The 12,822-nt window shown below is 63.1% G+C and carries 11 protein-coding genes; 3 read left to right on the forward strand and 8 right to left on the reverse strand.

Annotation, left to right across the window (positions count from 1 at the left end; all coding sequences use genetic code 11):
* Positions 1–224: 224 nt before the first annotated feature.
* Both rpsO and OKW35_RS03515 read right to left on the reverse strand, forming a co-directional pair.
* Positions 225–497 carry a 30S ribosomal protein S15 gene (rpsO, locus tag OKW35_RS03510; protein ID WP_008920609.1) on the reverse strand — a complete coding sequence of 91 codons (273 nt, stop codon included), beginning with the start codon at positions 495–497 and terminating at the stop codon, positions 225–227.
* A 204-nt stretch (positions 498–701) separates the two neighbouring features.
* Positions 702–2,126, reverse strand: a complete 1,425-nt coding sequence (locus tag OKW35_RS03515; RefSeq protein ID WP_429551254.1) for a branched-chain amino acid ABC transporter substrate-binding protein — start codon at positions 2,124–2,126, stop codon at positions 702–704.
* Between the two features lie 187 nt (positions 2,127–2,313).
* On the opposite strand from OKW35_RS03515, the gene OKW35_RS03520 reads away from it, so the two are divergent.
* From OKW35_RS03520 to OKW35_RS03530, 3 genes are all read left to right on the forward strand, one after another.
* Positions 2,314–2,865, forward strand: coding sequence for a hypothetical protein (locus OKW35_RS03520; RefSeq protein WP_184059334.1), 552 nt, complete (start codon positions 2,314–2,316; stop codon positions 2,863–2,865).
* 226 nt (positions 2,866–3,091) lie between these two features.
* Positions 3,092–3,727 (forward strand): carbonic anhydrase, encoded by a 636-nt coding sequence (locus tag OKW35_RS03525; protein ID WP_018420005.1) that lies wholly within the window; start codon positions 3,092–3,094, stop codon positions 3,725–3,727.
* A gap of 109 nt (positions 3,728–3,836) precedes the next feature.
* On the forward strand, positions 3,837–5,399 hold the full coding sequence (locus OKW35_RS03530; RefSeq protein WP_429551255.1) for a SulP family inorganic anion transporter: 1,563 nt from the start codon (positions 3,837–3,839) through the stop codon (positions 5,397–5,399).
* Between the two features lie 126 nt (positions 5,400–5,525).
* Here the strand turns inward: OKW35_RS03530 and OKW35_RS03535 are convergent, their stop codons facing one another.
* The 6 genes from OKW35_RS03535 to OKW35_RS03560 all read right to left on the reverse strand — a co-directional run bounded on the left by OKW35_RS03535 (position 5,526) and on the right by OKW35_RS03560 (position 12,612).
* The gene (locus OKW35_RS03535) at positions 5,526–7,073 is read right to left on the reverse strand and encodes a 2-isopropylmalate synthase (protein WP_184010172.1); all 1,548 of its coding nucleotides are present in this window, start codon (positions 7,071–7,073) and stop codon (positions 5,526–5,528) included.
* Positions 7,074–7,441: 368 nt separating this feature from the next.
* Positions 7,442–8,314 carry a CDP-diacylglycerol--serine O-phosphatidyltransferase gene (pssA, locus tag OKW35_RS03540; RefSeq protein ID WP_018420002.1) on the reverse strand — a complete coding sequence of 291 codons (873 nt, stop codon included), beginning with the start codon at positions 8,312–8,314 and terminating at the stop codon, positions 7,442–7,444.
* A gap of 24 nt (positions 8,315–8,338) precedes the next feature.
* Complete coding sequence (locus OKW35_RS03545) at positions 8,339–8,977, reverse strand: phosphatidylserine decarboxylase (protein ID WP_184059342.1); 639 nt, start codon at positions 8,975–8,977, stop codon at positions 8,339–8,341.
* Positions 8,978–9,109: 132 nt separating this feature from the next.
* Positions 9,110–10,126 (reverse strand): ketol-acid reductoisomerase, encoded by a 1,017-nt coding sequence (ilvC, locus tag OKW35_RS03550; protein ID WP_008920617.1) that lies wholly within the window; start codon positions 10,124–10,126, stop codon positions 9,110–9,112.
* 106 nt (positions 10,127–10,232) lie between these two features.
* Positions 10,233–10,724, reverse strand: coding sequence for an acetolactate synthase small subunit (gene ilvN, locus OKW35_RS03555; RefSeq protein ID WP_018420000.1), 492 nt, complete (start codon positions 10,722–10,724; stop codon positions 10,233–10,235).
* A gap of 124 nt (positions 10,725–10,848) precedes the next feature.
* Positions 10,849–12,612 carry an acetolactate synthase 3 catalytic subunit gene (locus OKW35_RS03560; RefSeq protein WP_184028488.1) on the reverse strand — a complete coding sequence of 588 codons (1,764 nt, stop codon included), beginning with the start codon at positions 12,610–12,612 and terminating at the stop codon, positions 10,849–10,851.
* Positions 12,613–12,822 lie beyond the last annotated feature (210 nt).

Consider the following 12,822-nt stretch of genomic DNA (forward strand, 5'->3'; position numbering starts at 1 on the left):
AATGACACAAAACTCCGCCCTGAAGCCCGGCCTTGTTTCCTGTTACTGCTTCTTCTACTGCTGTTCTGCTACTGCTACTGCTACTGCGCTTGCCCGTAGACGCCGCGCGAACCGGCATACGCCGCGGATCACAGGCGGTGCGCGTTACACGAAGCGCGCCGCGCAAAAACAAAATGCCTGTATCAGCGAAACTGACACAGGCATCTTGCTGAACGACTGGCCGATTACTTACGCAGACCCAGCTTCTCGATCAGGCTGCGGTAACGATCCGCGTCCTTACCCTTCAGGTAGTCGAGCAACTTGCGACGGCGGCTCACCATGCGCAGCAGACCGCGGCGGCTGTGGTGATCCTTCGTGTGCTCCTTGAAGTGGGAGGTCAGTTCGTTGATACGGGTCGTGAGCAGCGCGACCTGAACTTCGGGGGAGCCGGTGTCGTTGGCTGCGCGTGCGAATTGCGCGACGACTTCGGACTTCTTGCTTGCTTCAACTGCGGACATGTCAATTTCCTTGATAACTGGACAGGCGGTCACGGAAGAAAGGCCGTGCCGTGGGATACCCGTTTCACAATTTACTGAGTCCCGTTCGTGGCTGAATTAACTGAATCAGAACCCAGCCCAACAACGGGACGCGTATTGTAGCACAGCCGATTCCGGCCGCGAACCCCGGGCCGGCAAGGCGGATTGAGTGTCGCTCGCGGGCGCTCAGGGGCGCCGCATCCGGCAGACCGTCGGCAATAGGGTGCGTTCGGCTGGTATCGCCAGCACCGTGCGAAAGCCATAGCCCGACCCTTCGTTATCGAAATGCACGCCGGGTGTGCCGGCTTTGTCCATCTGCATCACGTAGAGGGGCTGGATCAGCTGATGGTCATCGGCGCGCATCCACGATGCGTGAATACCGTTGTCGAAGCGGATGCCCTCGAGCGCTTTCGCGACCGCCGTCGGAGCGGCGCTGCCGGCGCGGCTCATCGCGGCGGCGAGCGTTTCGATCATCAGTGGCATGCGCAGCACCGGATAGTCGTCCTGGGCGGCCGGAAAGCGCGCGCGGAACGCCGCGTACCACGCGTCGGAGGCCGCGCCACCGACATTCGGATGCCACTCGGCCACCGCGATCACGTGACCCACGCCTGCGTCGCCAAGCGCGGCCGGCGCGCCGAGGCTGTTGCCGTAGAACGTGTAGAACTTCGTGTCGAGGCCCTGCTCGCGCGCCGCCTTCACGAGCAGCGTCAGGTCGTTGCCCCAGTTGCCGGTGATCACGGCGTCCGCGCCGCTCGCGCGGATCTTCGCGATGTACGGCGCGAAATCCTTCACGCGGCCGATCGGGTGAAATTCGTCGCCGACCACCGCGATGTCGGGACGCTTCGCCGCGAGCGTCGAACGCGCGAGGCTGCTCACGTCGTGTCCGAAGCTGTAATCCTGGTTCAGCAGGTACACCTTTTTCACCGCCTTGTCGCGCTCGATCACCTCGGCGAGCGCGGCCATCCGCATGCCGGCGTGCGCGTCGAAGCGGAAGTGCCAGAAGCTGCAGTCCGCGTTGGTGAGCGCGGGGTCGTCGGCGGAGTAGTTGAGGAACAGTTCGCGGTTGTCCGGCTCGCGGCTGTGCTGCTTCTCGATCGCGCCGATCAGCGCCGCGGCGACCGCCGAGCTATTGCCCTGCAGGATGTAGCCGATATGGCGATCCGCGGCCGCGCGCAATTGCGTCAGCGCTTCCTCCGTGCTGCCCTTGCTGTCGAGCACGACGAGTTCGAACGGATGCGCGCCGTCCGCGAGTTCCACGCCGCCGTGCGTGTTGACCTGCTCGACACCGAAACGCAGATTGCGCTCGACTGCCGCGCCCGCGTTCGCGAACGGGCCGGACATGCCTTCGATCAGCGCGAGCTGGATTGGCGTGCCGGTGAGTTTGCCGGCCGGCAGGCTGGCGGACTTGCTTGCGTGATTACCGGCCGGGCTTGCCGCCAGCGTGGCCGCGCGGCTCCCCGGCTTGCCGGTGGGCGGAACGGTCCCCTGCGCGGACGCCTGACTCGCGCCCGTCGAGGCCGGATTCGCCGCCTCAGCCACGCCAACTCCCGCCACTGCCATCGAAATCGCCGTCAGCGCAACCGCCGCCGCCCCTCGCCACATCGCCGTCATGGTCGTCCGCTCTGAATCTTCGAAGCGCGGATCATAGGATGACGCGCACGGAATAGGCAAGCCGGCGCATCCGTTACTGTTTGGTGGCGACGCACGTTCAAGCAACGCCGTTCTTTCGCCACAGCGCGTGTCAAAATAGTGCGTTTCGATGATAAGAACCGCTATTCAAACGCCATCGGAGGAATACATGCCGAACCGCCACCACCCCACGGCGGCTGCTATCACAGCCCCGGCCGGCGCCAGTCTGCGCCGCGCCGCGCTCGTTTGCCTGAGCGTGCTCGCGCTCGCCGGCTGCGCCCAGCCGTGGCAGCAGTATCAACAGGGAGCGGACGCATCGACGGTCATCGCGCGTCTCGGTCCGCCGCGCGAAACCTATGATCTGCCCGACGGCGGCAAGCGTCTGATGTGGCCGACCCAACCGATGGGCGAAACCACCACCGCCGCCGACATCAACGCAGCCGGCAAGATCATCAACATGCGCCAGGTGCTGCAACCCAACGAGTTCTACCGCGCCGAGATCGGCAAATGGACACGCGGCGACGTGCTGGTGAACTTCGGCCGCCCGGTCGAAACGTCGTACTTCCCGCTGATGAGGCGCGAAGTCTGGACCTATCGCTATCTCGAAGACAACGTCTGGTACATGATGTACAACTTCTACTTCGATGACCAGGGCATCTTGCGCCTCACGCAGAAGACCCCCGACCCGCTGCACGACCCCGACCGCCGCAACCTGTTCTGAGCACTGAGCACCCTCTTCGGAAGAAGCACCAAATCTCAAAAAAGCCGCCTTCGATAGGCGGCTTTTTTATTGTTTAAGCATAAAACAGAATTTTATCCTGTTTACGTCCACAATTTTGCGAAAGAAAGGTTATTGTAAACGCCGTTCGGGCACCGGCTCGCAATCACGTGCAGACGCGGTTTCGGTCCGGTGCCAGGTCAATTGCCTCTCATACGGAGTTGCTACGATGAACCGACCCAAACACCTGCTGGTCGCCAACGTCGCGTGGGCCCATGAAACCGCGACGCGTAATCCGGCATTTTTTCGCGACCTGATGCGCGGACAGAATCCACACATTCTTTGGATCGGCTGCGCGGACAGCCGCGTGCCCGCCGAAACGATCACGCATTGCGAGCCCGGCGATCTGTTCGTCCATCGCAACATCGCCAACCTGTTTCATCCCGGCGACGACAACGTCGCGAGCGTCCTTGAATACGCGGTGCGGGTGCTCAAGGTCGGTCATGTGATCGTCTGCGGCCACTATGGCTGCGGCGGCGTGCGCGCCGCGCTGCTGCCGCCGGACCCCGCGCTGCCCCATGTGAACCGCCGTATCGCGCCGCTCTGCGCGCTCGCCAAAACGCATCACTCGGAGCTGGACGGCGCGGCGACCGAGCCGGATCGCGTCAATCGCCTCGCCGAGCTGAACGTGCTCGAACAGGTGCGGCAGCTACGGGCGAGCCCGATCGTGCACGAGGCTGAGCCGGCGCCGCTCGTGCACGGCTGGATCTTTGCGCTCGACGACGGGCGCATCAAGGTTCTCACCTCCGGCTATACCGCCGACGACGCGATGACCTGCACGACCGCGGCGCACAGCGCGGCCTAGCGAAGTGCGTCGCCCGTCCCATTCGAACCGCGGACGGAGCCGACAGCGGAATCGTCATCGGGCCATACCTGTTCGTCGCCCATCGTCCCACCTCTCGCTCTTCGACACCATGGATAATCAAACCTCTTTCTCCGCGCTCCAGAGCGACTTGCTCGCCGGAACGGCCGTTTTTCTGGTGGCCCTGCCGCTTTGCCTCGGCATTGCTCACGCATCGGGCGTCGACCCGTTTGCCGGACTGGTGTCCGGCATCATTGGCGGGCTGGTGGTTGCCGCGCTGAGCGGCTCGCGTCTGAGCGTGAGCGGCCCGGCCGCGGGCCTCGTCGTGATCGTCGTCGACGGCATCGCACGGCTTGGCGGCTTTTCCGCTTTCCTGCTGGCCGTACTGCTGTCGGGCGTCATCCAGTTCGGCTTCGGCATGCTCAAGGCCGGCCGGTTCGCCGCCTACGTGCCGTCGCCGGTGATCAAGGGGATGCTCGCGGCCATCGGCGTGCTGTTGATCCTCAAGCAGCTCCCCGTTGCGCTGGGGCTGTCCGGCACCGCCGACTCCGTCCACTCGGCGGCGGCGGTCGCAACGCCGCTCGGCCCAATCTCACCGACCGCCGTGCTGATCACACTGCTGTCGCTCGCGATCCTCGCCGGCTGGGAAACGCGCGCGCTGCGCCGCTTCGCCGTCGTGCGCATCATGCCCGCGCCGCTCGCGGTGGTGCTGCTCGGCATCGGCGCGACGCTCGCCCTCAATCTCGTCGCGCCATCGTTGGCACCGCCCGCCGAAGGGCGGGTCGCGTTGCCGTCGCTGGAATCGTTCGCGGCACTGCAGGCCGTGCTCGCGTCGGCCGACTTCGGCCCACGGTTCGCCCAGCTCGTCAATCCCGACATATGGCGCGTTGCGATCACGATCGCCATCCTCGCAAGTCTCGAAACGCTACTGAGCCTCGAAGCGGTCGAACAGATCGATCCGGAGCGCCGCCGCGCGCCTCCCGATCGCGAGCTGAAGGCGCAGGGCGTGGGCAATCTGATCGCGGGTGCGATCGGCGGCCTGCCGATCACCGCGGTGATCGTGCGTAGCTCCGCGAACGTCCATGCCGGTGCAAAAAGCCGACTCTCGGCGATCGTTCACGGCGTGTTGCTTCTCGTCAGCGTGTTCGCGCTCACGAGCGTGATCAACCTGATCCCGCTCGCCTGCCTTGCCGCGATCCTGATCTTCACCGGGTTCAAACTCGCCAAGCCGTCGTTGTTCGCCGGGCTCGCGCGGCAGGGATTCGCGCCGTTCGCACCATTTATCGTCACAGTCGTCGGTGTGCTCGTCACCGATCTACTGATCGGTATCGTGCTCGGCATCCTGTGCAGCATGCTGTTTGCGCTGTACGCAAACCTGCGCGGCCCGATCGTGCTCGCGCAGCATGGCGATCACTACCTGCTGTCGTTTCGCAAGGACGTGTCGTTTCTCGGTAAGGTGCCGCTCAAGCACTATCTGCAGCAGATTCCGGATGGCGCCACCGTTATCGTCGATGCGACACGCGCCGATTTCGTCGATCACGACGTGCGCGAACTGCTGGACGGGTTCGTCGCCGATGCGCCTCGCCGTGGGATTACCGTCGACGTCAGATTTCAAGTCCGCGAGCAGGCCCGCGCAACGCGCGGCTGGTCGCTGCGGCGCACGACGGCGGAGTAGTTTCGTCATATCGCGCCGCCGCAGCTGCGCGATGACGGCAGAAAAAAGCCCCGTGTGCCGAGCACCACGGGGCTTCTCCTCCGATCCACACAAGCGATCGCGCACTACCGGCGCGCCATGCTCGCGCTACTCCGAGCGCTGCGGATTCACCTTGTCCGCATTCGAATACAGCTTGTTGAGCGCCGAAAAATATGCCTTCGCGGATGCCGCGACGATATCCGGATCAGTGCCCGTGCCGTTGACGATGCGCCCGCTCTTCGACAAGCGCACGGTCACTTCGCCCTGCGCCTGCGTGCCGGTCGTGATCGCGTTGACCGAGTACAGCAGCAGTTCGGAGCCGCTGCCCACTTCCGTTTCGATCGCGTTGAGGGTGGCGTCGACCGGTCCGTTGCCGCGCGCTTCGCCGGTGATCTCTTTACCCTCTACCGAGAACACGACCTTCGCGTGCGGCTGCTCGCCGGTTTCGGAATGCTGCGACATCGAGAGAAACTTGTAGTGCTCCTTCTCGTGCGCTTCCGCCGATTCCTCGTTGACGATGGCGATGATGTCTTCGTCGAAGATCTCCGCCTTGCGATCGGCGAGTTCCTTGAAGCGCGCGAACGCGGTGTTCAGTTCGGCTTCGCTGTCGAGCGCGATGCCAAGCTCCTGCAGACGCTGTTTGAACGCATTGCGGCCCGACAGCTTGCCGAGCACGATCTTGTTCGCGGCCCAACCCACGTCTTCCGCGCGCATGATTTCGTAAGTATCGCGCGCCTTCAGCACGCCATCCTGATGGATGCCCGACGCGTGCGCGAAAGCGTTCGCGCCGACCACGGCCTTGTTCGGCTGCACGACGAAGCCAGTGATCTGCGACACGAGCTTCGAGGCCGGCACGATCTGAGTCGTGTCGAGGCCGACGTCGAGTCCGAAGTAATCCTTGCGGGTCTTCACCGCCATTACGATTTCTTCGAGCGACGTATTGCCCGCGCGCTCGCCGAGCCCGTTGATCGTGCATTCGACCTGGCGCGCGCCGCCAATCTGCACGCCGGCGAGCGAATTCGCGACCGCCATGCCGAGGTCATTGTGGCAATGCACGGAGAACACCGCCTTGTGCGAGTTGGGAATGCGCTCGCGCAGCGTCTTCACGAGTTGGCCATAGAGTTCCGGCACGCCGTAGCCGACGGTGTCCGCGATGTTGATCGTGGTCGCGCCTTCGGCGATCACCGCTTCCAGCACACGGCACAGGAAGTCCAAATCCGAGCGGCTGCCGTCTTCCGGCGAGAATTCGACGTCGTCGGTGAACTTGCGCGCGAAACGCACCGCAAGCTTGGCCTGCTCGAATACCTGCTCGGGCGTCATCCGCAGCTTCTTCTCCATGTGCAGTGGCGACGTTGCGATGAACGTGTGGATGCGGAAATGATCGGCCGGCTTCAGTGCGTCGGCGGCCTTCTGTATGTCCTTGTCGTTCGCGCGCGCAAGCGAGCAGATCGTGCTGTCCTTCACGAGGCCGGCGATCGTATGGATCGCGTCGAAGTCGCCGTTCGAGCTGGCCGCGAAGCCCGCTTCGATCACGTCGACTTTCATCCGTTCGAGTTGCCTGGCGATGCGGATCTTCTCTTCCTTCGTCATCGACGCGCCGGGCGATTGCTCGCCGTCACGCAGCGTGGTGTCGAAAATGATCAGTTTGTCGGACATGTCGGGCCTCCTCGGGAGTCGTTCAGATGTGAGACTTGGTTTTGGAATGGGACGATGAGCGCCGCCGCTGGCAAGGTAGGGCGATCACGATGATCGCGGCCGGTGCGGACGGAACGCAAAAACGCATAAGGGCGTGAACGAAGCATGATGGCGCGGCGCAGCGAACGGCCTCGCCGACCCGGCAAAATCGGCCACGCCCACGCACTGATCCGACGACTATAGCGGCATTCCAGCCACCGCGCAATGCGCGCCGGGGCGGCCTGCGGCGCTGTCCGAAGCGACCGCGTAACGGCACTAACCAACGAAAAACGGCAGCCTGCAGGCTGCCGTTTTTCGTACGTCGCTGCGATGCAGCGCGGTTCAAATCCTCAACGGTCGTGCGACATCGAACGCGCCGGATTGGCCCGGCCGCGCACCGCCTGATACGCCCAGAACACGTAGCCGGACAGACCGTACAGCACGAACAGACCGAACAGCATCAACGGCGGATCGGACGACACGAGCACGAAGGCGACCACCACCAGCAGGATCACGCCGAACGGCACGCGATGCCGTACGTCGAGCGCCTTGCCGCTATAGAACGGCGCGTTCGACACCATCGTCACGCCCGCGTAGATGGTCAGCACGAAGGCGACCCACGGCAGCCAGACGAGCTTCAGCGGCACGCGGTTGTCGGTGGCGAGCCACACGAAACCGGCGATCAGTGCCGCCGCGGCCGGGCTCGGCATGCCCTGGAAAAAACGCTTGTCGACCACGCCGATATTCGTGTTGAAACGCGCGAGCCGTAGCGCCGCGCCGGAACAATAGACGAACGCCGCGAGCCAGCCCCACCGGCCGAGGTCCTTCAGGATCCACTCGTACATCACGAGCGCGGGCGCAACACCGAACGACACCATGTCCGACAGGCTGTCGAACTGCTCGCCGAACGCGCTTTGCGTATGCGTCATGCGCGCGACGCGACCGTCCATGCCATCGAGCACCATCGCGACGAAGATCGCGATCGCGGCGATCTCGAAGCGCACGTTCATCGCCTGCACGACGGCGAAGAAGCCGCAGAACAGCGCGGCCGTGGTGAATGCGTTCGGCAGCAGGTAGATGCCGCGTTTTCTGAGGAACTGCTGACGCTGCGCGCGCCGGCTGTCGGCGACCGGCGACTCCGTGACCACCGGCGGCTTGTTGCGACGAAACGGCCGCGGCAGCGGTCCACTGCTGCGGGGTCGACGCGGTTTGAATGCGGCCATTCGGACAACCTCCTGTATGCCGCTTTACAGCTCGGCGAGGATCGTGGACGACGCCGACACCTTCTCGCCGATCGACACGCGCGGACGGCTGCCCACCGGCAAATACACGTCGACGCGCGAACCGAAGCGGATGAATCCGTAACGCTGGCCGCGGGTCAGCGGCTCGCCTGCACGGACGTAGCAAAGAATCCGCCGCGCGATCAGCCCGGCAATCTGCACCGACGTGACCGTCTGGCCGCCGGCCATTTCGATCACGACCGCGTTGCGCTCGTTTTCGAGCGAGGCTTTATCGACCGCCGCGTTCAGATAGGCGCCAGGAAAGTATTCGACTTTCGAGATCGCACCGTCGACGGGCGAGCGCTGCGAGTGCACGTTGAACACGTTCATGAACACGCTGATCTTCAGCGCTTCGCGATTCGCATAAGGATCATGCGCGGTTTCTACCGCGACGATACGACCGTCGGCAGGACACAGCACCGCGTTGGCCTGCGTCGGAATCGGACGCGCCGGGTCGCGGAAAAACTGCACGATGAAGATCAGGATCAGCCAGAAGAGCCACGCAAAGCCGAACCCCCCGAAGGCGTGAACCAGTAAAGCAACGACGGCCGCGATGGCGATGAACGGCCAGCCTTCTCGCGCGATGATCGGATGAGGGTAATTCATGGATGGCTTCTGTGTTTTTGTAAAACCGTAGGATAGCAAAAGCCGCCCAGGGTTCAGCACCCTTGGACGGCTTTTTGACTGTTCCGGCCGCCGCGCCGAAGCACCGCGCCGGACCTCGTTATATCGAGACGCTTAGTTCTTCGACTGGTCGACGAGCTTGTTCTTCGCGATCCACGGCATCATCGCGCGCAGCTTCGAGCCAACCTGCTCGATCTGGTGCTCGGCCGTCAGACGGCGACGCGATTGCAGCGTCGGTGCGCCAGCCTTGTTCTCGATGATGAAGCTCTTCGCGTATTCGCCGGTCTGGATGTCGGTCAGCACGGCCTTCATCGCCTTCTTCGTTTCAGCGGTCACGATGCGCGGCCCCGTCACGTACTCGCCGTACTCGGCGTTGTTCGAGATCGAGTAGTTCATGTTCGCGATGCCGCCTTCGTAGATCAGGTCGACGATCAGCTTCAGTTCGTGCAGGCACTCGAAGTACGCCATTTCCGGCGCGTAACCCGCTTCGACCAGCGTTTCGAAGCCGGCCTTGATCAGGTCGACGGTACCGCCGCACAGCACAGCCTGCTCGCCGAACAGGTCGGTTTCGGTTTCTTCGCGGAAGTTCGTTTCGATGATGCCGGCCCGGCCGCCGCCGTTAGCCGCTGCGTACGACAGCGCGATGTCGCGCGCCGCGCCCGACTTGTCCTGCGCAACCGCGATCAGATGCGGCACGCCGCCACCTTGGGAGTAGGTGCCGCGAACCGTGTGGCCCGGCGCCTTCGGCGCGATCATGATGACGTCGAGGTCGGCACGCGGGATCACCTGGCCGTAGTGAACGTTGAAGCCGTGCGCGAACGCGAGCGCTGCGCCCTGCTTGATGTTCGCGTGGACTTCCTTCGCGTACACGTCGGCGATCTGCTCGTCCGGCAGCAGCATCATGACGACGTCCGCGCCCTTCACCGCTTCCGCGACTTCCTTGACTTGCAGGCCGGCGTTTTCAGCCTTGCTCCACGATGCGCCGCCCTTGCGCAGACCGACCGTGATGTTCACGCCGCTTTCCTTCAGGTTCAGCGCGTGCGCATGGCCTTGCGAGCCATAGCCGATGATGGTGACCTGCTTGCCCTTGATGAGGGAGAGATCGGCGTCCTTGTCGTAGAAAACTTTCATGTCGGTTCCTTGGCTAGATTCGATGATTCAGAGAAATTCAGGTATTGCGAATGTTGTTATTGCCAGCCGGGCGATACCGCGTTGCCCGGCCTTGCGAAACGCGACGTCAGACCTTCAGAATGCGCTCGCCGCGACCGATGCCCGAGCTGCCCGTGCGGACCGTCTCGAGAATCGCCGTGGAATCGAGCCCCTCGATGAAGGCGTCGAGCTTGTCGCTCGCCCCCGTCAATTCGATCGTGTAGGTCTTTTCGGTGACGTCGATGATGCGGCCGCGGAAAATGTCCGCCATCCGCTTCATCTCCTCACGTTCCTTGCCGACCGCCCTCACCTTGATCAGCATCAGCTCGCGTTCGATGTGGGCGCCCTCGGTAAGGTCGACCACTTTCACCACCTCGATCAGGCGGTTCAGATGCTTCGTGATCTGTTCGATCACGTCGTCCGAGCCAACGGAGACGATGGTCATGCGCGACAGCGAACGGTCTTCGGTCGGAGCCACCGTCAAGGTTTCAATGTTGTAGCCGCGTGCGGAGAACAGACCCACCACGCGCGACAGCGCGCCTGGTTCGTTTTCCAGCAGGACGGAAATGATGTGTCTCATGTTTCGCTTCTTCCAGATGTTTTGTCGATGTCTGCGAGCGGAGCGGCGCCGCTTCGTCTGCCCTCGCCTTTTTTGAAGGCGCGCATCACGAAGCCGGCGCTGGATTTATCCAGACGCCCCGTCGTTAAAGATCTTCCGAACCCATGAGCATCTCGGTGATGCCCTTGCCGGCCTGAACCATCGGCCAGACGTTTTCGGTCGGATCGGTCTGGAAGTCGAGAAACACCGTGCGATCCTTCAGGCGCAGCGCTTCCTTCAGCGCCGGTTCCACATCGGCCGTGCGCTCGATGCGCATGCCCACGTGTCCGTACGCTTCGGCGAGCTTCACGAAGTCCGGCAGCGCATCCATGTACGAATGCGAATAGCGTTTGCTGTATTCGATCTGCTGCCACTGGCGCACCATGCCCAGATAGCGGTTATTCAGCGAAATAATCTTGATCGGCAGGTCATACTGCTTGCAGGTCGACAGCTCCTGGATGCACATCTGGATCGAGCCTTCGCCCGTGATGCACAGCACGTCGTCGTCCGGATGGGCCATCTTCACGCCCATCGCGGCCGGTAAGCCGAAGCCCATCGTGCCGAGGCCACCGGAATTGATCCAGCGACGCGGCTTGTTGAACTTGTAGAACTGCGCGGCCCACATCTGGTGCTGGCCCACGTCGGAGCACACGAACGCGTTGCCGTCGGTCAGCTCCCACGCCTTTTCGACCACGTACTGCGGCTTGATGATGTCGCTCTTGCGGTCGAACTTCAGGCAATCTTTCGCGCGCCAGCCTTCGATGTCCTTCCACCAGTCGGCGAGCGCCGCGGCGTCGGGGCCATGCTCGGCCGTCTGCAACTGCTCGATCAGCTCCTTCAGCACTTCCTTCACGTCGCCGACGATCGGAATGTCGACCTTGACGCGCTTGGAAATGGAAGAGGGATCGATGTCGATATGGATGATCTTGCGCGGCCGCGACGCGAAGTGGCTCGGATCGCCGATCACGCGGTCGTCGAAGCGCGCGCCGATCGCGATCAGCACGTCGCAGTGCTGCATCGCCATATTGGCTTCGTACGTGCCGTGCATGCCGAGCATGCCGAGGAATTTCTTGTCGCTCGAGCGGTAGCCGCCCAGACCCATTAGCGTATTGGTGACCGGATAGCCGAGCAGATCGGCGAACTGGTTCAATTCACGCGACGCATCCGCGAGCACGATGCCGCCGCCGGTGTAGATATACGGACGCTTCGCCGACAGCAGCAGCGACACCGCCTTGCGGATCTGACCGGAGTGGCCCTTCGTGACCGGGTTGTATGAGCGCAGCGAAACGCTCTTGATCGGCTCGTATTGGCACGGCGTCTTCGACACGTCCTTCGGAATGTCGATCAGCACTGGGCCGGGACGGCCGGTACGGGCGATGTAGAAAGCTTTCTTGACCGTGGCGGCGAGATCGCGCACGTCCTTCACGAGGAAGTTGTGCTTCACGCAGGGACGCGTGATGCCGACCGTGTCGCATTCCTGGAATGCATCCTGACCGATCGCGGCAGTCGGCACCTGGCCGCTGATCACGACCAACGGGATCGAATCCATATAGGCGGTCGCGATGCCGGTCACCGCGTTGGTGACGCCGGGACCGGAGGTCACGAGACACACGCCGACCTTGCCGGTGGAGCGCGCGTAGGCGTCCGCGGCATGCACGGCGGCCTGCTCGTGGCGCACGAGCACATGCTGGAACTTGTCCTGCTTGTACAGCTCGTCGTAAATGTAGAGTACCGAGCCGCCGGGATAGCCCCAGATGAACTCGACGTCTTCGTCGGCCAGTGCCTTCATGAGCACGGTGGCGCCGATAGAGTCTGCTTCGTGATGGGGGGTCGTATCCGACGTGGAGAATTCCGCGCTGGGCATATTCATTGATTCACCTTTCGAATTTTCGGCAAAAAATTGATCGGGTGCTCTCTGCCGGGCTTGTGGCTCGGGTTCAAGCGGCGCGTCCAGTTGACAGGAGGGCTTCTTGGGCCACACCTCAATTGAGACAACTCACTTATGTTGCGAACCAGCGACGATAGCTTCTGACGCGCTCGCGGTCAAGAAAATATTGCCATTTGGCTCGCGCGTAAGAGC

Source organism: Paraburkholderia sp. MM5477-R1, assembly GCF_050436385.1.
In the GTDB taxonomy this organism is placed as follows: Bacteria; Pseudomonadota; Gammaproteobacteria; order Burkholderiales; family Burkholderiaceae; genus Paraburkholderia; species Paraburkholderia tuberum.

What these genes read in the sequence shown, in the direction of transcription:
- ilvC (WP_008920617.1), bottom strand. Translation starts at nt 10,126, where the DNA reads ATGAAAGTTTTCTACGACAAGGACGCCGATCTCTCCCTCATCAAGGGC.
- OKW35_RS03560 (WP_184028488.1), bottom strand. Translation starts at nt 12,612, where the DNA reads ATGAATATGCCCAGCGCGGAATTCTCCACGTCGGATACGACCCCCCAT.
- ilvN (WP_018420000.1), bottom strand. Translation starts at nt 10,724, where the DNA reads ATGAGACACATCATTTCCGTCCTGCTGGAAAACGAACCAGGCGCGCTG.
- OKW35_RS03525 (WP_018420005.1), top strand. Translation starts at nt 3,092, where the DNA reads ATGAACCGACCCAAACACCTGCTGGTCGCCAACGTCGCGTGGGCCCAT.
- OKW35_RS03515 (WP_429551254.1), bottom strand. Translation starts at nt 2,126, where the DNA reads ATGACGGCGATGTGGCGAGGGGCGGCGGCGGTTGCGCTGACGGCGATT.
- rpsO (WP_008920609.1), bottom strand. Translation starts at nt 497, where the DNA reads ATGTCCGCAGTTGAAGCAAGCAAGAAGTCCGAAGTCGTCGCGCAATTC.
- pssA (WP_018420002.1), bottom strand. Translation starts at nt 8,314, where the DNA reads ATGGCCGCATTCAAACCGCGTCGACCCCGCAGCAGTGGACCGCTGCCG.
- OKW35_RS03520 (WP_184059334.1), top strand. Translation starts at nt 2,314, where the DNA reads ATGCCGAACCGCCACCACCCCACGGCGGCTGCTATCACAGCCCCGGCC.
- OKW35_RS03545 (WP_184059342.1), bottom strand. Translation starts at nt 8,977, where the DNA reads ATGAATTACCCTCATCCGATCATCGCGCGAGAAGGCTGGCCGTTCATC.
- OKW35_RS03535 (WP_184010172.1), bottom strand. Translation starts at nt 7,073, where the DNA reads ATGTCCGACAAACTGATCATTTTCGACACCACGCTGCGTGACGGCGAG.
- OKW35_RS03530 (WP_429551255.1), top strand. Translation starts at nt 3,837, where the DNA reads ATGGATAATCAAACCTCTTTCTCCGCGCTCCAGAGCGACTTGCTCGCC.